General features: G+C 61.2%; 19 protein-coding genes. 8 read left to right on the top strand and 11 right to left on the bottom strand.

The genetic code is table 11. From position 1 onward, the window contains the following. Positions 1-18: 18 nt before the first annotated feature. Complete coding sequence (locus tag ACQKEN_RS15280) at positions 19-324, top strand: DUF1883 domain-containing protein (protein WP_074885497.1); 306 nt, start codon at positions 19-21, stop codon at positions 322-324. 68 nt (positions 325-392) lie between these two features. Here the strand turns inward: ACQKEN_RS15280 and ACQKEN_RS15275 are convergent, their stop codons facing one another. After that, positions 393-2,132 carry a dipeptidase gene (locus ACQKEN_RS15275; RefSeq protein WP_427686678.1) on the bottom strand — a complete coding sequence of 580 codons (1,740 nt, stop codon included), beginning with the start codon at positions 2,130-2,132 and terminating at the stop codon, positions 393-395. A gap of 323 nt (positions 2,133-2,455) precedes the next feature. On the opposite strand from ACQKEN_RS15275, the gene ACQKEN_RS15270 reads away from it, so the two are divergent. Next, positions 2,456-3,484: an alpha/beta fold hydrolase gene (locus ACQKEN_RS15270; RefSeq protein WP_427686676.1), complete on the top strand. Its 1,029-nt coding sequence runs from the start codon at positions 2,456-2,458 to the stop codon at positions 3,482-3,484. A 219-nt stretch (positions 3,485-3,703) separates the two neighbouring features. Further along, the gene (locus tag ACQKEN_RS15265) at positions 3,704-4,318 is read left to right on the top strand and encodes a hypothetical protein (protein WP_427686674.1); all 615 of its coding nucleotides are present in this window, start codon (positions 3,704-3,706) and stop codon (positions 4,316-4,318) included. A 1,261-nt stretch (positions 4,319-5,579) separates the two neighbouring features. Here ACQKEN_RS15265 and ACQKEN_RS15260 read toward each other — a convergent pair. From ACQKEN_RS15260 to ACQKEN_RS15225, 8 genes are all read right to left on the bottom strand, one after another. Then, positions 5,580-6,515, bottom strand: coding sequence for a carbohydrate kinase family protein (locus ACQKEN_RS15260; protein ID WP_427686672.1), 936 nt, complete (start codon positions 6,513-6,515; stop codon positions 5,580-5,582). A 32-nt stretch (positions 6,516-6,547) separates the two neighbouring features. Then, the gene (gene xylB / locus ACQKEN_RS15255; RefSeq protein WP_427686670.1) at positions 6,548-8,041 is read right to left on the bottom strand and encodes a xylulokinase; all 1,494 of its coding nucleotides are present in this window, start codon (positions 8,039-8,041) and stop codon (positions 6,548-6,550) included. 23 nt (positions 8,042-8,064) lie between these two features. Then, positions 8,065-9,582 (bottom strand): mannitol dehydrogenase family protein, encoded by a 1,518-nt coding sequence (locus tag ACQKEN_RS15250; RefSeq protein ID WP_427686668.1) that lies wholly within the window; start codon positions 9,580-9,582, stop codon positions 8,065-8,067. Positions 9,583-9,616: 34 nt separating this feature from the next. Beyond that, on the bottom strand, positions 9,617-10,720 hold the full coding sequence (locus ACQKEN_RS15245) for an ABC transporter ATP-binding protein (RefSeq protein WP_427686666.1): 1,104 nt from the start codon (positions 10,718-10,720) through the stop codon (positions 9,617-9,619). A 170-nt stretch (positions 10,721-10,890) separates the two neighbouring features. After that, the gene (locus tag ACQKEN_RS15240) at positions 10,891-11,724 is read right to left on the bottom strand and encodes a carbohydrate ABC transporter permease (RefSeq protein WP_108121930.1); all 834 of its coding nucleotides are present in this window, start codon (positions 11,722-11,724) and stop codon (positions 10,891-10,893) included. Between the two features lie 10 nt (positions 11,725-11,734). Further along, complete coding sequence (locus tag ACQKEN_RS15235; protein WP_427686664.1) at positions 11,735-12,667, bottom strand: carbohydrate ABC transporter permease; 933 nt, start codon at positions 12,665-12,667, stop codon at positions 11,735-11,737. 75 nt (positions 12,668-12,742) lie between these two features. After that, positions 12,743-14,065 carry an ABC transporter substrate-binding protein gene (locus ACQKEN_RS15230; protein ID WP_427686661.1) on the bottom strand — a complete coding sequence of 441 codons (1,323 nt, stop codon included), beginning with the start codon at positions 14,063-14,065 and terminating at the stop codon, positions 12,743-12,745. A gap of 242 nt (positions 14,066-14,307) precedes the next feature. Further along, positions 14,308-15,213, bottom strand: coding sequence for an AraC family transcriptional regulator (locus ACQKEN_RS15225; protein ID WP_427686659.1), 906 nt, complete (start codon positions 15,211-15,213; stop codon positions 14,308-14,310). Positions 15,214-15,804: 591 nt separating this feature from the next. Here ACQKEN_RS15225 and cobF point away from each other — a divergent pair. Beyond that, a complete protein-coding gene (gene cobF, locus ACQKEN_RS15220; RefSeq protein WP_427686657.1) occupies positions 15,805-16,566 on the top strand; it encodes a precorrin-6A synthase (deacetylating) in 762 nt (253 codons plus the stop codon). Between the two features lie 10 nt (positions 16,567-16,576). Here the strand turns inward: cobF and ACQKEN_RS15215 are convergent, their stop codons facing one another. Continuing rightward, positions 16,577-17,782 (bottom strand): glycosyltransferase family 4 protein, encoded by a 1,206-nt coding sequence (locus ACQKEN_RS15215; protein ID WP_427686655.1) that lies wholly within the window; start codon positions 17,780-17,782, stop codon positions 16,577-16,579. Between the two features lie 88 nt (positions 17,783-17,870). Beyond that, entirely contained in the window at positions 17,871-18,233 is a 363-nt protein-coding gene (locus ACQKEN_RS15210) for a response regulator (RefSeq protein ID WP_427686653.1), read from the bottom strand. A gap of 268 nt (positions 18,234-18,501) precedes the next feature. Here ACQKEN_RS15210 and ACQKEN_RS15205 point away from each other — a divergent pair, with 268 nt between their 5' ends. The 4 genes from ACQKEN_RS15205 to ACQKEN_RS15190 are packed head-to-tail and all read left to right on the top strand — an operon-like array spanning position 18,502 to position 24,671. Continuing rightward, positions 18,502-22,011: a response regulator gene (locus ACQKEN_RS15205; RefSeq protein WP_427686651.1), complete on the top strand. Its 3,510-nt coding sequence runs from the start codon at positions 18,502-18,504 to the stop codon at positions 22,009-22,011. Positions 22,012-22,060: 49 nt separating this feature from the next. Continuing rightward, the gene (locus ACQKEN_RS15200; RefSeq protein WP_427686649.1) at positions 22,061-22,882 is read left to right on the top strand and encodes a CheR family methyltransferase; all 822 of its coding nucleotides are present in this window, start codon (positions 22,061-22,063) and stop codon (positions 22,880-22,882) included. Then, positions 22,879-23,496 (top strand): chemotaxis protein CheB, encoded by a 618-nt coding sequence (locus ACQKEN_RS15195; RefSeq protein ID WP_427686647.1) that lies wholly within the window; start codon positions 22,879-22,881, stop codon positions 23,494-23,496. Before ACQKEN_RS15200 ends, ACQKEN_RS15195 begins: the two co-directional genes overlap by 4 nt. Then, entirely contained in the window at positions 23,490-24,671 is a 1,182-nt protein-coding gene (locus tag ACQKEN_RS15190; protein WP_427686645.1) for a hybrid sensor histidine kinase/response regulator, read from the top strand. Before ACQKEN_RS15195 ends, ACQKEN_RS15190 begins: the two co-directional genes overlap by 7 nt. The last annotated feature ends 196 nt before the right edge of the window (positions 24,672-24,867 follow it).

Here is a 24,867-nt window from a genome sequence, read left to right as displayed (position 1 = left end):
CACTGCCGTGGGATCCCCGTGAAATTCATCCACCAACGCGAACACCTGAATGAAGGCGATATCGTGGTGATCGAGTCCTCGAACGCCTGCAACATCCGCCTCATGAGTGACGCCAACTTCCGCAGTTTCAAGAACGGCGGTCGGCACACTTATCACGGCGGCGCCTTCGACCGCTTTCCGGCGAAGATCGTCGTGCCCAGCACCGGCTTCTGGAACATCACCCTGGACACGGTCACCCAACGGGCGATCAGCGTGACGCGCAAGCCCAACCTCAAACACTCGATCAAGATCGTGCGCCGGTCAGGCTCAAAACTTCAGAACTGAGTCCTGACGTCTTTGCACTCAGCGCCCCAAATCAGGCCCGCCATTGCAGCGGGCCCGAGGCACAGCGGTCAGAGTTTCGGCAACTGACCGATGCGGCCCATCATCTCGGTGACGATCTGCAAGTCCAGCAGGAACTGCTCGGTGGTCTTGAACTCGGCGTCGGTGTGACCGGTGTATTTGACGTCGGGTTTGGCCAGACCGAACTGCACGCCGTTTGGCAACTCATGCACTGACGTGGCCCCGGCGGACGTGCCGAACTTGTGCTCCATGCCCAGGTTCTCGGTGGCCACGGCCAACAGCGCCTTGACCCACTCGCCCTCGGGATTGCGGTACATCGGCTCGGCGATCGAGTAATCAAAGCCTGGCGTGATCTGGCTCTGTTGGGTCCAGGCGGTCAGCTTGCGTGCGATTTCCGCCTTCAGCGCTTCCGGTGACTTGCCCCTTGGCACGCGCAGATTGACCGCCAGCTTGAAGGCCTTGTCGTCCATCGCCACGTAGGTCAGGGAGGCCGTCAGCGGCCCCATGAACTCATCGCTGAAGCCGACGCCCAGTTTGCTACCCAGATAATCCAGGCCCCAGTTTTCAGCGGCGTAGCGCGCGGCGTCGGTGATCGCGTTGTGCTTGAGCGCGACTTTGCCGTCCAGACCGTTAATGAAATCGAGCATCCGCGCCACCGGGTTGACCCCCGACTCTGGCTCGGAAGAATGCGCCGACACGCCGGTGACCGTCAGCTTGACGTCTTTGCCGGCGACTTCTGCGTCGATCTTGAAGTTGCCGCCGTTGCGTTGGGCGTAATCGGCGCCGGCTTTCTGCAATTCGGTCGCCAGTTCAGCAGGGCGATCGCTAACCAGTGTAACGACGGATTTCGACGGGATCTGATTAGTCGCCATGCCGCCGGTCATCGAAGTGATTTCCGCCCCAGTGCCTTCGGCAGTGCGACGGGGGAAGCTGGCCATGACCGTGCCGTAGCCCTTTTCCGCGATGACCACCGGGTAGCTGCCGTCGAGGGCCAGGTTGTAGGCCGGCGTCGGGTTGCGCTCGAAGTAATAGGGAATGGCGTCGCCGGAGGTTTCTTCGGTGGTGTCGATCAGCAGCTTGAAGTTGCGCGCCAGCGGCAGCTTCTCTTCCTTGATCACCTTCATGGCGTACAGCGCGACGACGATGCCGTTCTTGTCATCCTCGGTGCCGCGCCCGTACATGCGGTCGCCGATCAGGGTCACCTTGAACGGATCGAGGCGAGTGCCGTCCGCCAGCACCCAGTTTTCCGGGGTGACCGGAACCACGTCGGCATGGGCATGGATCCCCACTACCTCAGGGCTTGAGCCTTCGAGGGACACTTCATAGACGCGGTTGTCGATGTTGCGGAAGGTCAGGTTGAACGACTGGGCGAGGGTTTTGATTTTCTCGGCAATCTTCACGAACGCCGGGTTGTCGTGCTGGGCGACGCCTTCGGTCTGGAACGTGGGAATCGCGACTAGCTCGCGCAGGGTTTCGGTGGCGGCGCTGCCGTATTTCACCCGCGCGTAGACCCCCAGCAGGCGATGGATATCGTTCTGCTCATCGGCGGACAGCTTTTTGTTGGCGAGGAAGGCGCTGATGGCCGGCTCGATGCCCGCCGCCTTGGCCACATCTGTGGTGCTGACGGTCTTGAGGAACTGGCGGAAATCGGTGACGGCGTTTTCCTTGAAGCTGCCGACAATCGTGCTGCTCTGTTGCGCGGTGAGGTTGGCAAAGGCAGCCGGTGCAAAGGCGGAGACGCCGGCGAACATCAAGGTGGCGGCGGCGAGTTTTTTGAGCGAAAAATCCATTGGGTGGGGCATTCCTTGGCAGGCATGTTGAAAGAAATGTCTGATCATTCGATCAGAAACCACCGCACGCTACCATCGCCGGTGGAGCAGCGGGAGTCCTCAGTCGGATATCTGTCGCCTACAAGGGTAAAAGCGGCGCAGAACCGTAAATGACTCAGGCCATTGAATGGCCTGAAAAAATAGGCGTGAACTCGCCTCGCTCATACGCCATAACCGTCTACGCTGATGGCGCAGCGCGACGGCATGGTGTTGATGTACATGGTTTTCCGGAGCCTCAAATCTTTCAGGCGCTAGCACGCCGGGCTTTATCACTAAGGAACTCCATGAAACTGCGTCATTACGCTGACCGGACGCTGTGTGCGTTGCTGGTCATGATGAGTGTGGGCATCTGCCAGGCGGCAGAGCAGCAACGGGTGAACATCGGCTCGTTGAACATGACCGGCGGCAAGATCTCGCGTTGCGACTTGGGTTATCGCACCTACGGCACGCTGGCAGAAGATCGCAATAACGTCGTGCTGGTGACCACCTGGCTCGCCGGACGGACCTCCGATCAGGCTGACATGATCGGCCCTGGCAAGTTGGTGGACACCAATCGCTGGTACGTGGTGGCGATGGACGCCATCGGCAACGGCGTGTCCTGCTCGCCGTCCAACAGCCCCAGCGCGCCGCGTCTGAAATTCCCGCAGTTCGGCATCCGCGACATGGTCAAGGCGCAACATCGGTTGCTGGCCATGTACCTGGGCATCGATCACGCCCACGCCATCGTCGGCATTTCCATGGGCGGCATGCAGGCGCTGCAGTGGGCGGTGATGTACCCGGACTTCGCCAGCAAGGTGGTGACCATCGTCGGCACGCCACACCCGACCGAACGTGACCTCAATGCCTGGAATGCAGAACTGGCCGCCATCGAGCGGGCGCCGGGCTGGAATGACGGCAACTATGCGCCGGGCACGACCTTCAAACAGCTCACGGCGATACACAATGGTTATCTATGGACGCCTGAGCGTAGTGCGGCCAAGACCCTCGGCAGCCGCCCCGCACCTGCCGGCAAGCTGCCCGCCACCCCGGGCAATCAGCCTTTCAGTACGGTCGACTGGTACCGGCAATTGCAGGCCATGACGTCCTTTGATCTGTTGCGTCAGGGCGATATGGCCATGCTGGCCAAGAAGATCAAGGCGCAGCTGTTAGTCATCACGTCAGAACAGGACCGCATGGTGGACCCGGCGCCTTCCAAGGCGCTGGCCGCTCAAAAGCGCGCGCAGTTGCTGGTGCTCAACAGCGATTGCGGGCACATGGCGCCGGCGTGTGAGGCAGACAAGGTGAATGAGGCGGTGAAGGCGTTCCTGAAATAGGAAGGCGGCCTCCGGTTGTCAGCGGTGCACTGGCCCGTACGGCAAGCCGGCGGCGAGAACCTGCCGCAGACGGCAAGCATTGTCGATTATTGCGGTCAGTTCCGTCTTGAGGGGTGGTCTGCAGGCCCGTGCTGGCGGGCCTTTCAGGCGTATCAGGCGGTGTGGCATCGGTTTTGCTGCTGTCGGGGTACATCGGACAACCTGAACAGGAGGTGAAAGATGTTAATCGGCAACAGTGCCATCCAGCAGTTCGTGTCGAAGGCTGTGAGCCATACGCACTACGCCACGGCGGACACGGATGCCTACACCAGCGCCATGGCCGGCGCCGCCACACCCGTGGCGGCGATTGCGAGCAATGGTGAAGGCGCGACGCAAAGCAGTAACGACGGTAAGCAGGGCTATGACGAGTCATTTGCCAAAATGATGGTGAACTTGAAGGCCGCGGCGGCCAACACGGCATCGTCGGTGACGGATGATGACAAGGCAGCAGCCGCTGCGGCGTTTGTGTCCAGTGCTGACAAGCAGGTCGCGTCCTCTGACAGCGTCAGCAAGGGCGTCTCCGATGAACTGGCGGCCAGTGATGGCGCAGCGGGTTCTGACGGCTCGGGTTCGGTGAAGGATCAGTTTCTGTCCTACATGAACCAGACGGACGCGGAGAAGGTGCGGCAGCGCTTGACGGGCGTCAGCAAGGCGGAATACGACGCCATGACGCCGCAGGAGCAGGCGGCGGTGGACAAGCAGGTGACGGAGCTGCAGAAGCAGAAGACGGATCAGCAGGTCGCTGAGCAGGAGGTGAAGACCAGGATCGCCATGGCCAAGGCGGAAATGGCCTAACGGCAGGGGGTTCGTAAGATCAAGGGCGTCTGCCTGAGGGCAGACGTTTCGCCTTCGGCGGTTTTCTTCAGATCAAGGGCGTCTGCCTAACGGCAGACATTTCGCCTTCGGCGAGTTACTTGGAAAAACACCCCAAGTAACCAAGGGTGCCTGCTCCTGGTTTGGCTCCTCCTTCGTCGGAGTACCCTCATTTCGGTCTCGCTCCGTGGGCCCGCGCCGAACGGACATCCATGTCCTGACGGCGCTCTCGCCGCATCCCTGCGGCTCGACCCACTCCGCGAGACCTCCGTTCAGCCTGCACCCAAGTCGCGATTTATGTCGTCTGGACTTTTTGTGAAAGAAGATCAAGGGCGAGAGCAAAAGCTTCCCGGCTAAAGCCGGTCCCACTACCGCATGCGCATTCATTTGTAGGAGCGCGCTTGCCCGCGATGGCGTCCTGTCAGCCACGCAGCCGCCACTGACCCACCGCATTCGCGGGCAAGCGCGCTCCTACAGTGGATCTTCATCACGCCGAAGGACTTTTCCGAACACGCAGGCCGCAGATGGGGTTGCCGATCCTGATCGTTCCCACGCTCCGCGTGGTAACGCCGCCCCCGACGCTCCGCGTCCCGCAGACGACGCGCCTCAAGGCCTGGGCAGGTGACGCGGAGCGTCACGGGATGCATGCCCACGCGGAGCGTGGGAACGATCACAAAATGTCGGCGCCTGAGCTGGCCTCTTCCCGGCTAAAGCCGGTCCCACTAACAGCAGCGCGTGCAGCAAATTTACTGATCGTTCCCACGCTCCGCGTGGTAACGCCGCCCCCGACGCTCCGCGTCCCGCAGACGACGCGCATTCAGGCCTGGGGAAGTGACGCGGAGCGTCACGGAAAGCATGCCCACGCGGAGCGTGGGAACGATCACAGCGTGTCGCGGTGCTTTAGTGGGACCGGCTTTAGCCGGGAAGCTCTTGATCTGCTTTTGATCTTCATACACAGAGGGTCCAAACACCGCCAATCGCGACTTGGGTGCAGGCTGAACGCAGACGACGCGGAGTGGGCCGAGCGGCATGGATGCCGCGAGAGCGCCGTCAGGACATGGATGTCCGTTCGGCGCGGGCCCACGGAGCGTCGTCGGAGTGAAGGAACCCCGACGCAGGAGGGGCCCAACCAGGAGCAAGCACCCTTGGTTACTTGGGGTGCTTTTCCAAGTAACTCGCCGAAGGCGAAACAGTCTGCCCCCAGGCAGACGCTGTTGATCTTGATCTGAAAAGGGCCAGACGCCTAGACCACCTCCGCCCGATAGGGCAAATCCGGCCCCTCCCGCGTACAGGTCACCGCCGCTGCCGCCACGGCAAACTCCAGCATCTTCGTCAGCGTCGCCTTATCCACCCCCGCAAGGGCAGCGGGTGCATCCAGACCCCGCTCCGTCAGAAACGCAATCAACGCCGCCTGAAACGTATCACCGGCGCCCACCGTATCCACGGTCTCCACCTTGCGCGCCGCCACCGACCACGTGCCCAGTGCCCGCGTGAATATCGTCGCGCCCTGACGACCGCGGGTCATGATCACCCACTGGCAATTGTCCTTCAGCCAACCCTCGGCAACCGCCGCCGCATCCTTCTGCGGATACAACAGCTCCAGATCCTCATCACTGACCTTGATGATGTGCGCCTGCTCGGCAAACTTCGCCACCTGACTGCGCCACAGCTCGATGCTCGGCGCCGGATTCAGGCGCACGTTGGGATCGAAGGTAATCAGCCGCTTGCCGCTTTCCCGCCGGACCAGCGTCAGCAGCGCATCAGCGACCGGCTGCACCACCAGCGAGAACGAACCCACGTGCAAGCCGCGCACGCTGTCGTCCAAAGTCGGCAGGTGCTCGACGCTCAACATCCGATCGGCGCAGCCTTCGCCGCGAAAGCTGTATTGCGGCGAGCCGTCGGCGCCCACGGCGACCATCGACAGCGTGGTGGGCGCGTCGATATGCACCAGAAAGTCATCGCGCACGCCTTCTTCGGCCAGCACCTTCAACAGGCGCTTGCCCAAGTAATCGCTGGAGATGCCGGCGAAGAAGCCGGCATCGATGCCCAGCCTGCGCAGCCCGACGGCGACGTTGAATGGCGAGCCGCCGGCGATGGCCTGATACCCCACTTTATTGCTTTGTCCGCTGTCCGGCTGACAGAAAAAGTCGAACAGTGCTTCGCCACAGACCAGATACATAGTTGCTCCATAAAGGCCGACGGGGCTGTCCGTCAGAGGCCCTGCAATTGAGTGCGATAGTGCTGATACACCGCCTGATACGCCGCAACGTGTTCGGCCACCGGGCGGGTTTCGCTGGCCGGATCGAGGCTGACGCACCGTTCGGTCAGCGCCTGCAGCGATTCGACGTCGCCGTTACCCCCGGCATCGGCATGGGCATGACACCACGCCGCCTGAATCGCTGCGCCCAAGGCTGCCGCTTCGGTGCCGGTGGTGCAGATGACCGGCGTGTCCATGATGTCGGCGACGATCTGCCGCCAGACCGCGCTTTTAGCGCCGCCGCCGATCAGGCGGATGTTATCGCTCTTAATGCCGCTGTCGCGCAACAGGTCCAGGCCGTAACGCAGGCCGAAGGTGGTGCCCTCGACCACCGCGCGGCAGAGGTTGGCTTGAGTCAGGTTGGCGCTGTCCAGCCCCAGAATGCTGCCGGTGGCGTGGGGCAGGGCGGGCACGCGTTCGCCGTTGAGGAACGGCAGCACGAGCACGCCCTGGGCGCCAATCGGCGAGGAGGCGACGGCTGCGTTGAACGCCCCGATGTCCAGGGCGAACAGCTCGCGGATGGCACTGGTGGCGTTGGTCAGGTTCATGGTGCAGATCAGCGGCAGCCAGCCGCCCGACGAGGAGCAGAAGGTCGCCACCGACGGCTGTGCGCTGACGTTGCCTGCATCGGCAAAGGCGTAGACCGTGCCCGACGACCCCAGGCTCATGGTGATCGAGCCCGGCGCGATATTGCCGGTGCCGATGGCGCCCATCATGTTGTCGCCGCCGCCGCTGGATACGATGGCCTTCGGGTTGAGGCCCAGACGCTCGGCGATCGCGGGGAGAATAGTGCCCACCGGTTGATGCGCTTCGATCAGTTCCGGGAGCGCCTTGACCAGCCGGCCACTGGGGTCGATGTGCTGAAGAATGTCGAGGTCCCACTCGCGGGTACGCACGTTGAAATAACCGGTGCCCGACGCATCGCCGAATTCGCTGCAACTGCGGCCGGTCAACCAGTAATTGAGGTAGTCGTGGGGCAGGAGGATCTTGTCGATGCGGGAAAACAGCTCGGGAAACTGCTCCTTGCTCCACAGCAGTTTGGAGACCGTGTAACCCGGTGCGATGGCAATGCCGAGACGTTCCAGCGACCCGGCTTGACCGCCCAGATACGCCAGCAGACGATCATTCTCGGGCGAAGACTCGGTGTCGCACCACAGCTTGGCCGGGCGCAGCACCTGGCCTGATTCATCCAGCATCACCAGGCCATGTTGCTGCCCGGACACGCCGATGGCCTGGATGTCCGCGCCGGACACCCCGGCCTGCTGCAAGGCCGCCGCCGTCGCCTGCTCGAACGCATCGAGCCATTCCTGCACATCCTGTTCGCGGCGCCCGTTGGCGCCACTGATCATGTGATGGGCGCCCGAGCCTTCGCCCAGAACCTTGCCGCTGACCGCATCCAGAACAATCGCCTTGGTGCCTTGGGTACCGCAATCGATGCCGAGAAACATGTTCACCTCGTTAGCTCTGAAGCTCAGGCGGTTTTCGCCAACAGGTTTTCAAGGGTTTTGCTGACGCCCAACTGCTTCAGGCTGTTCAGGTTGTGCTCGAACGATGCCACGAACTCAGGGGACTGAGGAATCGCCGCCCCGAAGATTTCTTCCACCTCCAGCAGGCGCTGGGTGACCAGCACGTCATCGGCCACCAGCGCCTTGCAAAAGTCCGCGCGCGGGTCGACGACGGTGTACGGCACGCCGTTCTCCCCGGTGAAGTCGCCGGTGCGGTTGCCCTGCAGGTACAGCGCCCAAGCCGCGACCACCAGCGAAGCGCGGTCCATGTTGCCGCTGTCCAGGATCAGACGATTGATGGTCGGCACGGTGAATTTCGGGAATTTTGACGAGCCGTCGGAGCACACGCGCTCAAGCTGGTCGGCAATCGCCTGATTGGAAAACCGATCAATCAGCGTCTGTTTGTACTCGGTCAGGTCGATACCCGGCACCGGCGCCAGTTGCGGGGTGACGTCCAGGTCCATGTAGGTGCGGATGTACTCGACGAACAGCGGGTCGTTCATGGTTTCGTGGACGAAGCGATAACCCTTCAGCGCGCCGAGGTAGGTCAGCGCCAGGTGGCTGCCGTTGAGCAGCTTGATCTTCATTTCTTCGTACGGAGTGACGTCGTCGGTGAACTGCACGCCGACCTTTTCCCAGGCCGGACGGCCGTTGACGAATTTGTCTTCAAGCACCCATTGCACGAACGGCTCGCAGACCACCGGCCAGGCGTCGTCGATGCCTTTCTGGTCATGCAGTTGCAGGCGGTGGGCGGTGCTGGTCATGGGCGTAATGCGGTCAACCATGGCGTTGGGAAAGCTGACGTTTTCAGCGATCCAGTCATGCAACTCCGGGTCGCGCAGTTTGGCGAATGCCAGCAGGGCCTTGCGTGTCACCGCGCCATTGTGCGGCAGGTTATCGCAGGACATCAGGGTGAACGCCGGCGTGCCTTCGGCGCGTCGGCGGGTCAGGGCGGCGCACAGATAACCGAACACGGTTTTTGGCGTGGCGGGGTGTTCGAGGTCGTACTGGATCTGCGGCAGATGGCTCATGAATTCGCCGGTGCTGTCGTCGATGCAGTAGCCGCCTTCGGTGATGGTCAGCGAGACGATGCGGATGTCCGGGCTGGCGAGTTTGTCGATCAGCGCCAGGTCGCTGTCTGTGGACATGAGCATCTGGCTCATCGCGCCGATCACGCGGGTTTCGGTGTCCGGTGTGTCGCCCAGTTCGAACAGCGTGTAGAGGAAGTCCTGGCCCTTGAGCGCGTCAAAATTGCCGCGGTCTTCTTCGCGCAGGCTGACCCCACAGATGGCCCAGTCCAGGCCTTCGCCGCTGCCTTCATTGGCGCCGAGGGACATCAGCGCGTCGGTGTAAAACGCCTGGTGGGCGCGGTGGAAACCGCCGACGCCGATGTGGGCAATGCCTTGGCGACGCTCGTCGAGGGCGTAGGCGGGGATGGCGATCCCGGCGCCCAGGTTGGAGAGGTTCTGCTTGTTCAGTTTCATGACGGTGTTCCCGAATGCTGTGGAGTGCGAGGGATCAGGCAGCGGCCTGCAGCGCGCGACGAATGACCTGGCCTTGGGCGTCGAACAGGTGGCAGTGCGCGCTGTTCAGGTGCAGTTTCAGGGTTTCGCCGTACTGGCTGGCCAGGTCGCCGCGAATCCGCATGGTCAGCGGCTCGCCGGAGGTGGTGCGCACGTGGCAATAGGTGTCGCTGCCCAGGCGTTCGCTGACGTCGGCGATGACGGTCAACTGGCAATCACCCTCGTTGGCCAGCTCCAGGTGCTCGGGACGAATGCCCAGGGTCACCGAGTCGCCCACGCTCTGCTGTGCGTTGGTGAAGGGCAGCAGCACTTTCGTCCCCGCGTCCAGGGTCACTTCACAGGCCGAGGCTTCGACGCGGCTGATCGTGCCCTGGAGGAAGCCCATTTTCGGCGTGCCGAGAAAGCCCGCGACGAACAGGTTGGCCGGGTGGTGGTACAGCTCCAGCGGTGAGCCGACCTGTTCAACGCGGCCGCCGTTAAGCACGACCACCTTGTCGGCCAGGGTCATGGCTTCAACCTGATCGTGGGTGACATAGATCATCGTCGCTTGCAGCTCTTTGTGCAGGCGCGACAACTCCAGCCGGGTCTGCACGCGCAGGGCGGCGTCGAGGTTGGACAGGGGTTCATCGAACAGGAAGATTTTCGGGTTGCGCACGATGGCGCGACCGATCGCGACGCGCTGGCGCTGACCGCCGGACAGTTGCTTGGGCTTGCGCTCCAGCAGCGGGCCCAGCTCGAGAATGCGCGCGGCTTCATCGACCTTTTTCTTGACCTCGTCCTTTGGCGTGCCGGCCAGGTCCAGCGCGAACGACAGGTTTTTGCCGACGGTCATGTGCGGGTACAGGGCGTAGGTCTGAAACACCATCGCCAGGTCGCGCTTGGCGGGGGTGACTTGGGTGATCTCGCGGCCATCCAGTTCGATGCTGCCGCTGGTGACGTCTTCCAGACCGGCGATCAGGCGCAGGAGGGTGGATTTGCCGCAGCCCGACGGACCGACGAAGACCACGAATTCACGGTCCTTCACGTCCAGGTCGATGCCTTTGATGATCTGGTGGCCGTCGAAGCCTTTTTGCAGATTTCTGATTGTCAGGTTAGCCATGATGGGCTCCAGTTTTATTCTTCAAAATGTCGGGCGGCGTACATCTACCTGCGGGATCGTTCCCACGCTCAGCGTGGTAACGCCGCCCTTGACGCTCTGCGTCGGCTCTTTGGACGCGGAGCGTCCGGACGCTGGTTACCACGCAGAGCGTGGGAACCATCATGTTTCGGTTATTTCACCGCACCAAACGACAGCCCGCGAACCAGTTGTTTCTGGCTGATCCACCCAAAGATCAGGATCGGCGCGCAGGCCAGGGTCGACACTGCTGACAATTTGGCCCAGAACAACCCTTCAGGGCTGGAATAGGAAGCGATCAGCGCAGTCAGCGGCGCGGCATTCGAGGAAGTCAGGTTCAGCGACCAGAACGCCTCGTTCCAGCACAGGATCAGCGACAGCAGCGCCGTCGAGGCCAGCCCGCCCTTGCAGATCGGAATAAGCACCCGAAAGATTTCCTGGCGCGTGGTCGCACCGTCCAGCCGCGACGCTTCGAGAATCTCCCCGGGGATGTCCTTGAAGTAGGTGTAAATCATCCACACCACGATCGGCAGGTTGATCAGCGTGTAGATCACGATCAGCGCGATGCGCGAATCCAGCAGGCCGAAGGTTTTGGCCAGCAGGTAGATCGGCATCAGCACGCCCACCGGCGGCAGCATCTTGGTCGAGAGCATCCACAGCAGCGTGCCCTTGGTGCGTTTGGTTTCGAAAAACGCCATGGAGTAGGCCGCCGGCACGGCGATCAGCAGGCACAGGATGGTCGCGCTGAAGGAGATCAGGATCGAGTTCCAGGCGAAGTGGAAGTAGTCACTGCGCTCCTGGATGTGCAGGTAGTTTTCCAGGGTCGGCGTGAAGAAGAACTGCGGCGGCGTGGCGAACGCATCGATCTCGGTCTTGAAGCTGGTCAGGACCATCCAGAAGATCGGGAAGAAAATCAGCGCTGCGATCAGCCACGACAAGGTGCCGAGCAGGGCACTTTGCAGGCGACGGGATTGTTTGAGCGTCATCATGGCCTTGCCCTCAAGACTTGTCGGTGAGGTTTTTGCCGATCATCCGTACCAGGATGATCGCGGCAATGTTGGCGATCACGACGGCAATCAAGCCGCCCGCCGATGCCATGCCCACGTCGAATTGCAGCAGTGCCTGGTTGTAGATCAGGTACGCCAGATTGGTGGAAGCGAAGCCCGGGCCGCCGTTGGTGGTGGTGAAGATTTCGGCGAACACCGAGAGCAGGAAGATCGTTTCGATCATTACCACCACGGCGATCGGGCGCGCCAGGTGCGGCAGGGTCAGGTGCCAGAAGATCGCGATCGGGCCGGCCCCGTCCAGACGCGCCGCTTCTTTCTGTTCCTGATCCAGCGACTGCATGGCGGTCATCAGGATGAGGATCGCGAAGGGCAGCCACTGCCACGACACGATGATGATGATCGACAGCATCGGGTAATTCGCCAGCCAGTCCACCGGCTGCGCCCCGAACAGTTTCCAGACCCAGGCGAGGATGCCGGACACCGGGTGAAAAATCAGGTTCTTCCAGATCAGGGCGCTGACCGTCGGCATGATGAAGAACGGCGAAATCAGCAGCACGCGCACGATGCCGCGACCGAAAAATTCACTGGCTTCCAGCAGCGCCGAGATCAACACGCCGAGGATGACGCTGATGGCCAGCACACTGCCGACCAGCAACAGCGTGTTCATGGCGCCAGGCAGAAAGCCCGCGTCGGTGACGAAAAATTCGAAGTTCTCCAGCCCGACGAATTCGTTTTCGCCGGGGTTGAGCAGGTTGTAGCGGATCAGCGAAAAGTAGATGGTCATGCCCAGCGGCACGATCATCCAGACCAGCAGCAACAGCACCGAGGGGCTGACCAGAAACCAGCCGGGCTTGGTGACGCTGCCCTTGACGGCCGATTTATCATCGGCCGCAGCGCTGCGCGGGGTGAGGGTTGAGGTGTTCATGTCGACTCCGAACCGGGCAAAAGCGTGAACGTGGGCGGCAGGCAATCGGCGCCTGCCGCCTTCAGGCAGCGGGTGTCAGCCCTTCTTCGGGTAACCCGCGCGCTTCATCTCACGCTCGGCCACGCTCTGCGCGCTGGTCAGGGCCTGATCCACGGTGGATGTGCCTACCAGTGCCGCCGAGAACTGCTGGCCGACGGAGGTGCCGATCGACTGGAACTCGGGGATGGTCACCAGCTGGATGCCGACGTAAGGCACCGGCTTCAGCGTCGGTGACTTAGGCGTGACCGCCTTGAGGGATTCCAGGGTGATGTTGGCGAACGGCGCGGCTTGTTTGTAGGCATCGGTGTAGGTCGATGCGCGGGTGCCTGGCGGCACGTTGGACACGCCGTCTTTCTCGGCGACCAGCGCGGCGTACTCTTTGGACGTGGCCCATTCGGTGAAGGCGCGCGCGTCCTTGTCGTTCTTCGCGCTGGTCGGGATCGCCAGTGCCCACGAGTACAGCCACGCCGAGCCTTTGTCGGTGACTTCATGGGGCGCATAGGTGAAGCCTACGCTGTCGGCGACTTTGCTCTGGGATTTGTCGGTAACGAACGAGCCAGCGACGCTGGCATCGACCCAGATCGCGCACTTGCCGCTGTTGAACAGGGCGAGATTTTCGTTGAAGCCGTTGCTGGAGGCGCCGGGCGGGCCGTCTTTTTTCATGACGTTGGTGTAGAAGGTCAGCGCGTTCTTCCATTCAGGCTGGTCGAATTGCGGCTTCCACTGTTCGTCGAACCAGCGCGCGCCAAACGAGTTGGCGATGGTGGTGATCAGCGCCATGTTCTCGCCCCAGCCGGCCTTGCCGCGCAGGCAGATGCCGTACTGTTCCTTGGACTTGTCGGTCAGCTTGTCGGCGAACTCGGAGATCTGCGTCCAGGTCGGACGCTCCGGCATGGTCAGGCCGGCGGCCTTGAACAGGTCTTTGCGGTAGTAGGTGATCGAGCTTTCTGCATAGAACGGCAGGGCGAAGAGTTTGCCGTCGACCGACAAGCCATCGCGTACCGACGGGAATACGTCGTCCAGCGCGTAGGACGCAGGCAGATTGGTCATTTCCTTGAGCCAGCCCTTGGCGCCCCAGAGTGAGGCTTCGTACATGCCGATGGTCAACACGTCGAACTGGCCGCCTTTGGTGGCGATGTCGGTGGTCAGACGCTGACGCAGCACGTTTTCTTCCAGCACGACCCACTTGAGCTTGATGTCCGGGTGCTGTTCTTCGAAGGTCTTGGACAGCCGCTGCATGCGGATCATGTCGCTGTTGTTGACGGTGGCGATGGTCACATCACCGGCAGTGGCGGTGGTGCAGAGAGACAGGAGGGTCAGACAGGTACCGGCAAGGAGAACATTTGCAGAGGTCTTCATTTATCACTCCTCTTCTGCGCCCAGGCGGACGTCAGAAGCTTGGTTATTGTTTTTGTTTCTTCCGGAGGCCAGGAAGAATGTCAGTTGATTACAGCCTTGTGCGCGCTGGTTGACAAATCCTGCGACGCACTTGAACTGATACTTTTTTGCACTGGGAATTCCGACGGCCACGTCGTAGAACTGCACCAGCGCATGGTGCGGGGCAGTTCCAGCGTAGTTGAAGGGCGGGAAGGGGCAACGAATCAGTACAGGTTTTGTTCGGTCAGGCGCTGCACGGCGAGGCGGCGATAGTGCGAAGGGGTCATGCCTTTGAGCTTCTGGAAGCGTCGATTGAAGTTGGAGATGTTATTGAAACCCGACTCGAAGCAGATGTCGGTCACCGGCCGGTCGCCGTCGGCGAGCAGTTCGCAGGACTTGCTGATGCGCAGTCGGTTGACGAATTCGACAAAGCAGCGCCCTGTGGCCTGCTTGAACACGCGGGAGAAATAGGTCGGCTTCATGCCCAGGTAGTCCGCCACTTCTTCCAGGGGCAGCTCGCGGGCGTAATGGGTGAAGATGTATTCCACGGCCTTGTTGGTGCGCTCCACGGCGTGATCATCGGACAGTTGCGACGCGGTGGTGCCCGACAGCAACTGGAAATCATCACTGGCCGCCAGTACTTCCAGCAAAATGAAGAAATGCCCCAGGCGCGTCATGCCCGTGGTGTCGGCGATTTTCTGCATCAGTCTGGTGGCCTGGCGGATGGTGCGCTTGCAGCGGAATTCGATGCCGTACTGCGCGCGTTCGAGCAGCGGCGCCAGGGTCTTGAGTTCGGCGAACACCTGATTGCCGCTTTCCAGCAGCTCCTCGGTAAAGTTGACCAGCATGTCGCGCTTGGGCACGACTTCGTCTTCCTCGATCTGGCTGATCCAGTTGTGGGGAAGATTGGGGCCGGTGAGAAACAGCGTCTCGGGGTAGAAATTGCCGATGTAATCGCCGACGAAGACCTTGCCGGAACTGGCCACGATCAGGTGCAGTTCGTATTCCTTATGAAAATGCCAGCGCACCAGCGGACAGGGAAACCCGTGCTCGCGGTAGATGATCGACAGCCCGTTGTGGTCATCCATCAACTCGTAGGAAGGGTCGGTGACTCTTGTTGTTTTGGTCATGCGCGTGCCGGTCTGGGGAGTGGCGTGGGAATAATGTGCACTATTTGCCGGGCGGAATACAGATGCGGGTTTTAAACAGATGCAGATGGGCGCGTGGCTTCAGTAGGACCGGCTTCAGCCGGGAAGAGGGTGGCATGAACACCCTCAATTCTGCGCTGTGTCGTTCTACGCCTTCCCGGCTAAAGCCGGTCCCACTAGGTGACCGCAGTGTTTCAGTGGGAACCGGCTTCAGCCGGGAAGAGGCCAGCTTGAACGCCCTCAAATTTGCGGTGTGACAACCGACGCTTTCCCGGCTAAAGCCAGTCCCACTAGGTGACCGCGGTGTTCAGTGGGACCGGCTTCAGCCGGGAAGAGGCCCAGCTTGAACACCCTCAAATTTGCGGTGTGACAACCGACGCTTTCCCGGATAAAGCCGGTCCGACCAGGTGATCGCGGTGTTTCAGTAGGACCGGCTTCAGCCGGGAAGAGGCCGGTTTGAGCATCGTCAATCCTGCGGCGTGACGCTGATCTGCGGAGGGGACTAACCACACCCATCAACAACCCGATACGCTGATGCACCTTCCGCAAATGCCTCCAGAGAACCGCCACCCCATGAAAAAAATCCTCGTGATCGGCATCGGCGCGGGCAATCCCGAGCACATCACCGTTCAGGCGATCAAGGCGCTGAACAGCACCCAAGTGTTTTTCATCCTCGACAAGGGCTATGCCAATGACGACTTGCTGGCGTTGCGTCGGGAGGTTTGCGAGCGTTACATCGAGGGCCATAACTATCGTCTGGTGCAGGTGAGCGATCCCAGGCGCAGGGACGATTCGGCGTCTTATCGCAGCGGGATCGAACACTGGCACGAGCAGCGCGCCGTGTTGTTCGAGCAGCTGATCGCCGATGAAATAAAGCCAGGCGAGACCGGCGCTTTTCTGGTGTGGGGCGATCCGGCGCTGTACGACAGCACAATGAGGATTCTCGATCAGGTGCTCGCCCGCGGCCGTGAGTCATTTGCCTACGACGTCATTCCCGGCATCACCAGCGTGCAGGCGCTCGCGGCCGGGCATCGCATCGGCCTGAACCGTATCGGCGAGCCGATCCACATCACCACCGGCCGGGAGCTTGCAGCAGAGCAGGGCGGGCACATAACAAACAGCGTGGTGATGCTCGACGCCCATTGCACCTTCGAGCGGTTTATCGATGAAGATCTGCACATCTATTGGGGCGCTTATCTGGGCACTCCTGACGAGATCCTCATTTCAGGCCCGCTGCACGAAGTCAGCGCGCAGATACGTCAGGTACGTGAATCAGCGCGGGCGCAGAAGGGCTGGATTATGGATACCTATCTGTTGCGCCGCGCCGTCCGTTAGATAAATCGCCTCAGGCGTTTTTGTTCTTGGCTTCGATCCACTGGGACATGTACTGGGTGCTCTTGTGCTGATGGTGGCGAAGCATGGCGCCGGTGAAGTTGGCCGTGCGATGGGCCTCAAGGGAGTTCCGCAGCGCGAGGATGCGGTCAATCAGCACGGCGCAATGGCGGTCATGGCCAAAGCGCGCCGGCAGCAGTTGCCAGCCATCCCGTTGCGCCTGTTCCCAGCGCGCCTGATCGGTGTAGAGACTGACTGCCGCGTCGGCCAGCCCCTGCGCATCACAGGCCACGGCTCCGGGAAATGCCAGTTCGCCGTGCATGGCCTCGGCGCCGATGGGCGTGGTGACCGTTGGCGTGCCGCAAATCATGGCATCGATGATCTTGCCCTTGATCCCTGCGCCGAATCGCAATGGCGCCAGGGAAACCCGCGCAGCGCCCGTCACCTCCAGCGCGTCTTCGGCCCAGTTCATGATGTGAAACCCTTGGGCGGCGTTATGCAGGGCCGCAGCCTTTGGCGGCGTGTAGGCGCCGTACACATGAACCTGAGCGGCGGGCAATCGCGCGCGAATCAGCGGCCAGACGGTGTTTTTCAGCCACAGCACCGCATCCCAGTTCGGCGCGTGGCGGAAGTTGCCAATGGTGATGAAGTGCGCCCGGTCTTCAAAGGAGCGAGCGCCATCGGGCACCTCCCTTACCAGCAGCGGGACCCAGTGCAACTGGGAAGCGGGCACTGAAAATGCCTTGGTCAGCAGTTCTATCTCGACGTCGGACACCATCAGGCTCAGGTCACTGCGGTGGATCGCGGCGATCTCGCGCTGGGCCAGGTCAGTGGTCGCCATGCGGGTGAACAGTTGATCCCGCGACGTCTGAAAATAATCAGTCAGGTCAGCATCGGGCTTGCCGTCGAGCCCTTCCTTGACCGCCTGGTGACGGGCATGGCGCAGGCTCTGCAGGTCGGAACTTTCAAGGAGGCGAAGCGCGTTGGGGCAGTGCTTTTCCACCCGCCAGCCGAACTGCTCTTCCATCAGAAACTGGTCGAACAGCACCACGTCGGGCTGCAGCTCACCGATGAAGGCGTCAAAACTGCTGTGGTTGAGGGCGATGGCGACTTCAGTGATGCCCAGTACGGCCAGGTCGGCCTTGTGCTCGCCTTCGGTGGCGGCGCTGGCGAACGTAATCTGCCAGCCCTGTTCGAGGAAGCAGTCGATCAGTTGCATGACATGTCCGCTGGCCGCCGACGATCGCGGCTCGGGCCACACGTAGCCGATGATCAGCACATGGATCGAGGATCGCTGCGCCCGTTGCTCAGTTGCCAAGAATGCCCTTGACCTTGTCGCGAAGCTGGTCGATGGAAAACGGCTTGCCGATGTTGTGCATGCCCTCTGGCACATCAACAGAATCCGCGTAGCCACTGGCGAACAGCACGGGAATGTCCGGGCGGATCTCGCGTGCCTTCAGTGCGAGGTCCTTACCGTTCATGTCGGGCAGGCCCAGGTCAGTCATCATCAGGTCGATGGTTTGGCCAGCGTTGTGCAAAACCGCGAGGGCCTCGGCGGCGTCGGCGGCTTCAAGCACTTTGTAGTCGAGCTCTTCGAGGACGTCGACAATCAACATCCGGACGATGTTGTCATCTTCGACCACCAGAATCGTGCGGGGTGAATCGGACATGGCAAGTTCCTTAATTGGGCAGGGAGCGCATCGCACGGCATGGGGTTTACAGCGTTTCGCTGGGGGCGCAATTGTGACAAGTTCTTCGCCGCAACAACACGATTCAATTGAGTGTAGTGGCTTTTGGATTGCACTCAAATGTACAGTGCGCGCCCGAATGTTCTCGATCTATTGTCAGAAAATTCAACCTTATACGTCTGAAGCTGGAGTTTTTGCCGAGGTTTGCGGCAAACTCCGTCGTTTAGACGAATCCGCCTGAGCCCTCGCGATGATCACCAACTCTGCAGTCGATGAGCAACGTTTCCGCAAACTGTTAAGCCGCAACGTCAGTTTACCTCTGGCCGTCGGCGTGCTGAGTGCGGCTTTCTTCGTCATTCTGATTTCCTACCTGTTGTCGGCGATCCAGTGGGTCGAGCACACCGACCGGGTCATCAACAACATCAATCGCTCGCTCAAGCTGTCGGTGGACATGGAAACCGGGATGCGCGGCTTCCTGCTGACCGGCGACGAGCGTTTTCTCGATCCCTACGAAGTGGCCAAGCCAGCCATCAGCACCGAACTCAAGGGCCTTGAAGAGCTGGTCGCCGACAACCCCGATCAAGTGGATCGCTTCAAGCGACTGGCCGCGCTGCAATCATCGTGGAACGAGTTTGCCCAGGAGATGATTACCTTGCGCCGCACCGGCGGCGACTACCAGACGCCGATCAAGGACCGTCGCGGCAAGCGCCTGGCCGACGAGATGCGTGAGGAGTACGAACAGGCGGCAAGCGTCGAGCATCAGCTGCGTCTGACACGCAATACCGACGTGACCCACACCACCGTGATGTCAGTCTCGCTGTACATCGCCTTCATTCTCATTGTCAGCGGGATTCTTGCCTGGGTCGGGCGTCGGGACATGACCACGCTGTCCGACACCTACGCGGCCAACCTCAAGGCCCAGCAGCTGGACGCCGAACGCTTGTCCCACGTCGCCTGGCTGCGCAATGGTCAGAGCGAACTGGCCGAGCAGGTCATCGGCCAGCTCACCCTCAACCTGCTGGGGCGTAATGTGCTGCACTTCTTCGCCCAGTACCTGGGCGCGGTGGTGGCGGCGGTGTACGTGCGTCAGGAGCACGGCGGTCTGGTGCGCGTGGCTTCCTATGGTTTCTCCCGCGAGCAGGAACAGCACGAGCAGTCGATCTACAGCGGTGAAGGCGTGGTCGGCAAAGCGGCCGAGCAGGATCAGATCATCACCCTGGATAACGTCCCTCAGGATTACTTCAAAGTCACGTCCGGCCTGGGCGAAGGCTCGCCGCGCAGTGTCGTGGTAGTGCCGACCAGCAATGATGACCACGTCAACGGCGTGATCGAACTGGGCTTTCTGCGCGAGCTGACGCCCCGTGACCTGGAGTTCCTTGAGCTGGTAGCCGAGAACGTCGGCACGTCCATCGAAGCGGCGCGCTATCGCCAGCGCTTGCAGGAAGTGCTCGCCGAAACCCAGCAGCTCAACGAGGAGCTTCAGGTGCAGCAGGAAGAACTGCGCACCGCCAACGAAGAGCTGGAAGAGCAGTCGCGGATTCTCAAGGAATCCCAGGCCCACCTGGAAACCCAGCAGGCCGAGCTTGAGCAGACCAACGAGCAGTTGGCCGAGCAGGGCAAGGCGCTGGCTGACCAGCGTGACGCCCTGGACCGCAATAACGAAGAATTGCACATCGCCCAGATTGAGCTGGAAGCCCGCGCCGACGAACTGCAACGTTCCAGCAAATACAAATCCGAATTCCTCGCGAACATGTCCCACGAGCTGCGCACGCCGCTCAACAGTTCGCTGATTCTGGCCAAGCTGCTGTCGGAAAATCCCCAGGACAACCTCACCGCCGAGCAGGTCAAGTTCGCCGAGTCGATCTACTCGGCCGGCAATGACCTGCTCAATTTGATCAACGACATTCTGGATATTTCCAAGGTCGAGGCCGGCAAGCTGGACATGCGCCCGGAGAACAGCAGTGTCAGCCGTCTGGTGGACGGCCTGCGCATGACGTTCCAGCCGCTGGCGTCAGAGAAGAAGCTGGAATTCTCGGTGGAAATTCAGTCGGGCACGCCGGTGTCCCTTTACACCGATCGCCAGCGCCTGGAGCAGATCCTCAAAAACCTGCTGTCCAACGCGATCAAGTTCACTGAAAGCGGCACCGTCAGCCTGACTGTTTCCCGTCAGCCCGGCGAAGGCGTGGCCTTCACCGTGCGCGATTCCGGCATCGGTATCGCCGAAGAGCAGCAGGAAAGCATTTTCGAAGCGTTCCGTCAGGCGGATGGCACCACCAATCGCCGCTACGGCGGCACGGGCCTGGGCCTGTCGATTTCCCGCGATCTGGCACGCCTGCTGGGCGGCTCGATCAGTGTGACCAGCGCGCCGGGTCAGGGCAGTATTTTCACCCTGGTGCTGCCGGAAGAATACGTCGAGCTGGAGCCTTCGCAGTACGCCGATGCGCCCGTGGCTGCCGTGCAGCCTGCGCCCGTTGCGGCCCGTATCACGCCGCCGACGCCAGTGGCCGCCAAGGCTGCACCGCCCGCAGAGCCGATTCCGCGTTTTGCCGATGACCGTGAAAAGGCGCCGTTCACCAAGCGCTGTATTCTGGTGATCGAAGATGAGGTGCGTTTTGCCCATATCCTCTATGACCTGGCCCATGAGCTTGGCTACAACTGCCTGGTGGCCCACGCTGCGGACGAGGGCTTCGATCTGGCGTCCTCTTTCGTGCCGGACGCCGTCCTGCTGGACATGCGCCTGCCGGACCATTCCGGTCTCACTGTTCTGCAGCGCCTCAAAGAGCTGCCAAGCACCCGGCACATTCCGGTGCATGTGATTTCCGTCGAAGACCGTCAGGAAGCCGCGCTGCAAATGGGCGCGATCGGCTATGCGGTGAAGCCGACCACCCGCGAAGAGCTCAAGGACGTCTTCGCCCGCCTCGAAGCCAAGCTCACGCAGAAGGTCAAACGCATCCTGCTGGTCGAAGACGATGCCTTGCAGCGTGACAGCATCGCGCGCCTGATCGGTGACGACGACATCGAGATTACGGCGGTCGGCTTCGCTCAGGACGCCCTTGATCTGCTGCGCGACAACGCCTACGACTGCATGATCATCGACCTGAAACTGCCGGACATGCTCGGCAACGAGCTGCTCAAGCGCATGTCCACCGACGAGATCTGCGCGTTCCCGCCGGTCATCGTCTACACCGGGCGCAACCTGACCCGTGACGAAGAAGCAGAGCTGCTGCGCTACTCGCGGACCATCATCATCAAAGGTGCGCGTTCGCCGGAGCGCCTGCTCGATGAGGTGACGCTGTTCCTGCACAAGGTCGAGTCGCAGCTGTCGAACGAGCGCCAGAAGATGCTCAAGACCGCGCGCAGTCGCGACCGCGTGTTCGAAGGGCGCAAGATCCTGGTGGTCGACGACGACGTGCGCAACATCTTCGCCCTGACCAGCGCGCTGGAGCACAAAGGCGCGATCGTCGAGGTCGGGCGCAACGGGCTGGAAGCGATCGAGAAGCTCAACACTGTCGATGACATCGATCTGGTGCTGATGGACGTGATGATGCCGGAAATGGACGGCTACGAAGCCACCATCGAGATCCGCAAGAACCCGCGCTGGCGCAAGCTGCCGATCATTGCCGTCACCGCCAAAGCGATGAAGGACGATCAGGATCGCTGCCTGCAAGCCGGTTCCAACGACTACCTGGCAAAACCGATCGATCTGGATCGACTGTTCTCGCTGATTCGCGTGTGGATGCCGAAGATGGAACGTATCTGAATGAACCGGATCAATTGACCGCCTTTTTGCCCGATCCAGAGTGTTGCCGATGCACCAAGAACGAGACGCCGATATCGAGTTACGCTTGCTGATTGAAGCGATTTACTTGAAGTACAGCTACGATTTCCGCGATTACTCGGGTGCGTCGGTGAAACGACGTGTCGCCCACGCGTTGCGCCAATTTGAACTGAAGACCATTTCCGCGTTGCAGGAGCGCGTGCTGCATGACCCTTCGGCGTTCATGCAGCTGCTGCAATTCCTGACGATCCCGGTCAGCGAGATGTTCCGCGACCCGACGCACTTCCTGGCGATCCGCGAAGAAGTCGTGCCGCTGCTCAAGACCTACCCGTCGGTGAAAATCTGGATTGCCGGGTGCAGCACCGGGGAGGAGGTTTACTCGATGGCGATCCTGCTGCGCGAGGAAGGCCTGCTCGATCGGACGATCATCTACGCCACCGACATCAACCCCAATTCCCTGGAGAAGGCCAAACAAGGCATCTTCTCCATGGAAAACATGCGTGGTTATAACGAGAACTACCTGAAGGCCGGCGGCAAGCGGCTATTCTCGGAGTACTACACCGCCGCCTACGATTACGCGATTTTCGACAAGACCCTGCGAGAGAATGTCACTTTCGCCGATCACAGTCTGGCGACCGACAGCGTGTTCTCGGAGACGCAGTTGATCTCCTGCCGCAACGTGCTGATCTATTTCAACAAGAAGCTGCAGGACCGCGCGTTCGGGCTGTTTCACGAGTCCCTGTGCCACCGCGGATTCCTCGTGCTGGGCAGCAAGGAAACCCTGGATTTTTCCGCCTACAAAAACCAGTTCGACCCTCTGGTCAAACTCGAGCGGATCTACCGCAAATCATGAGAACGTCGTTTCCTGGCACTACCCCGGAGCAGACCGCACTGCCGGCGGTGGACGCGATTGTGGTCGGCGCATCGGCCGGCGGCGTCGAAGCGTTGCTGAAGATTTTCCGTACCTTGCCTCGGGGCTTTCGGCTGCCCATCCTTGCGGTACTGCACGTGCCGGATCAGCGTCGCAGTCAGTTGGCCGAGGTCTTTGCCGTGAACCTGGCGATACCGGTCAAGGAAGCGGACGATAAAGAGACCATCAAGCCGGGCACGCTGTACTTCGCCGGGCCGGGCTATCACCTGTCGATCGAGAACGATCTGAGCCTGTCGCTGAGTCAGGAGGAGCGGGTGCATCATTCACGCCCGAGCATCGATATCCTGTTCGAATCGGCCGCAGACGCCTATGGTGACCGACTGGCCGGCGTGTTGCTGACCGGTGCCAACAGCGACGGCGCGCGCGGCATTGCACGAATCAAGGAGTACGGTGGTCTCACCGTGGTCCAGGACCCGGCCCAGGCGCTCGCGCGGGCCATGCCCGAAGCGGCGCTTGCCCTTCATACGCCGGATTTTCTACTGCCTTTGCCCGACATTGGGTCCTTGCTTGTCGAGCTGGAACGAATTGCATGCTGAGTGAAATCAAAGCCAAACTGCTGATCGTGGATGATCTGCCGGAGAACCTGCTCGCGCTTGAAGCGTTGATCAAGCGTGAGGACCGTCAGGTGTTCAAGGCGTTGTCTGCGGACGAGGCGTTGTCGTTGCTGCTCGAGCACGAGTTTGCGATGGCGATTCTCGACGTGCAGATGCCAGGGATGAACGGCTTCGAACTCGCCGAGCTGATGCGCGGTACCGAGAAGACCAAGAACATTCCGATTGTGTTCGTCAGTGCCGCCGGGCGAGAGCTCAATTACGCGTTCAAGGGCTATGAAAGCGGTGCAGTGGATTTCCTGCACAAGCCCCTCGATATTCATGCGGTGAAGAGCAAGGTCAACGTCTTTGTCGACTTGTATCGTCAGCGCAAGGCCCTGAAGCAGCAGCTCGAAGAGCTCGAACACAGCCGCGCGGAGCAGGAAGCCCTGATGCGCGAGCTGAAGTCGACGCAGAGCGAGCTGGAGCGAGCGATCCGTATGCGCGATGACTTCATGTCGATCGTCTCCCACGAGGTCCGTACGCCGCTCAATGGGCTGATTCTCGAAACCCAGCTGCGCAAGCTGCACCTGGCCAAGGACAACGCGTCGGCGTTCACCATGGAAAAACTCCGGGCCATGGTGGATCGCGATGAGCGGCAGATCCAGAGTCTGATCCGGCTGATCGAGGACATGCTCGACGTGTCGCGGATTCGGACGGGCAAGCTGTCGATTCGTACCAGTCCATTCGATTTGTCGGAGCTGGTGGTCAATCTGGTGGAAAGCTATTCGGCGCAGATCGCCGCGGCCGGCAGTGTGGTAACGCTGCACGCGACGACGCCTGTGATTGGCGTGTGGGATGAGTTTCGCATTGAGCAGGTGGTGGCGAATCTGTTGACCAATGCGTTGCGCTACGGGGCGCACAAGCCGATCGAGTTGCGGGTGTACAGCGAGGCCGGCGAGGCGCGGGTGGAGGTGCGCGATCACGGGATCGGGATCAGCGCGGAAAACCAGAAGCGCATTTTTCAGCAGTTCGAGCGGGTCGCGGCGAGTCATGCGGTGGCGGGGCTTGGCTTGGGGCTGTTTATCTCCGATCAGATCGTGGGCGCTCATGGCGGGCGGATCAGTGTGGAGAGCGAGGAAGGGGCGGGGTCGATGTTTCGGGTTTCATTGCCGCTCTGATTGGCGGCGATGCTTGTTACGCCAACATCAAAAGCGTCTGCCTGGGGGCAGACGGTTTCGCCTTCGGCGAGTTACTTGGAAAAGCACCCCAAGTAACCAAGGGTGCTTGCTCCTGGTTGGGCTCCTCCTTCGTCGGAGTACCTTCACTCCGGTCTCGCTCCGTGGGCCCGCCGCCATCCGCCATCCATGGCGGGGG

Source organism: Pseudomonas sp. NPDC078416 (genome assembly GCF_050268485.1).
Taxonomy (GTDB): Bacteria; Pseudomonadota; Gammaproteobacteria; order Pseudomonadales; family Pseudomonadaceae; genus Aquipseudomonas.
This window is presented reverse-complemented; position numbering and strand designations above follow the sequence as displayed.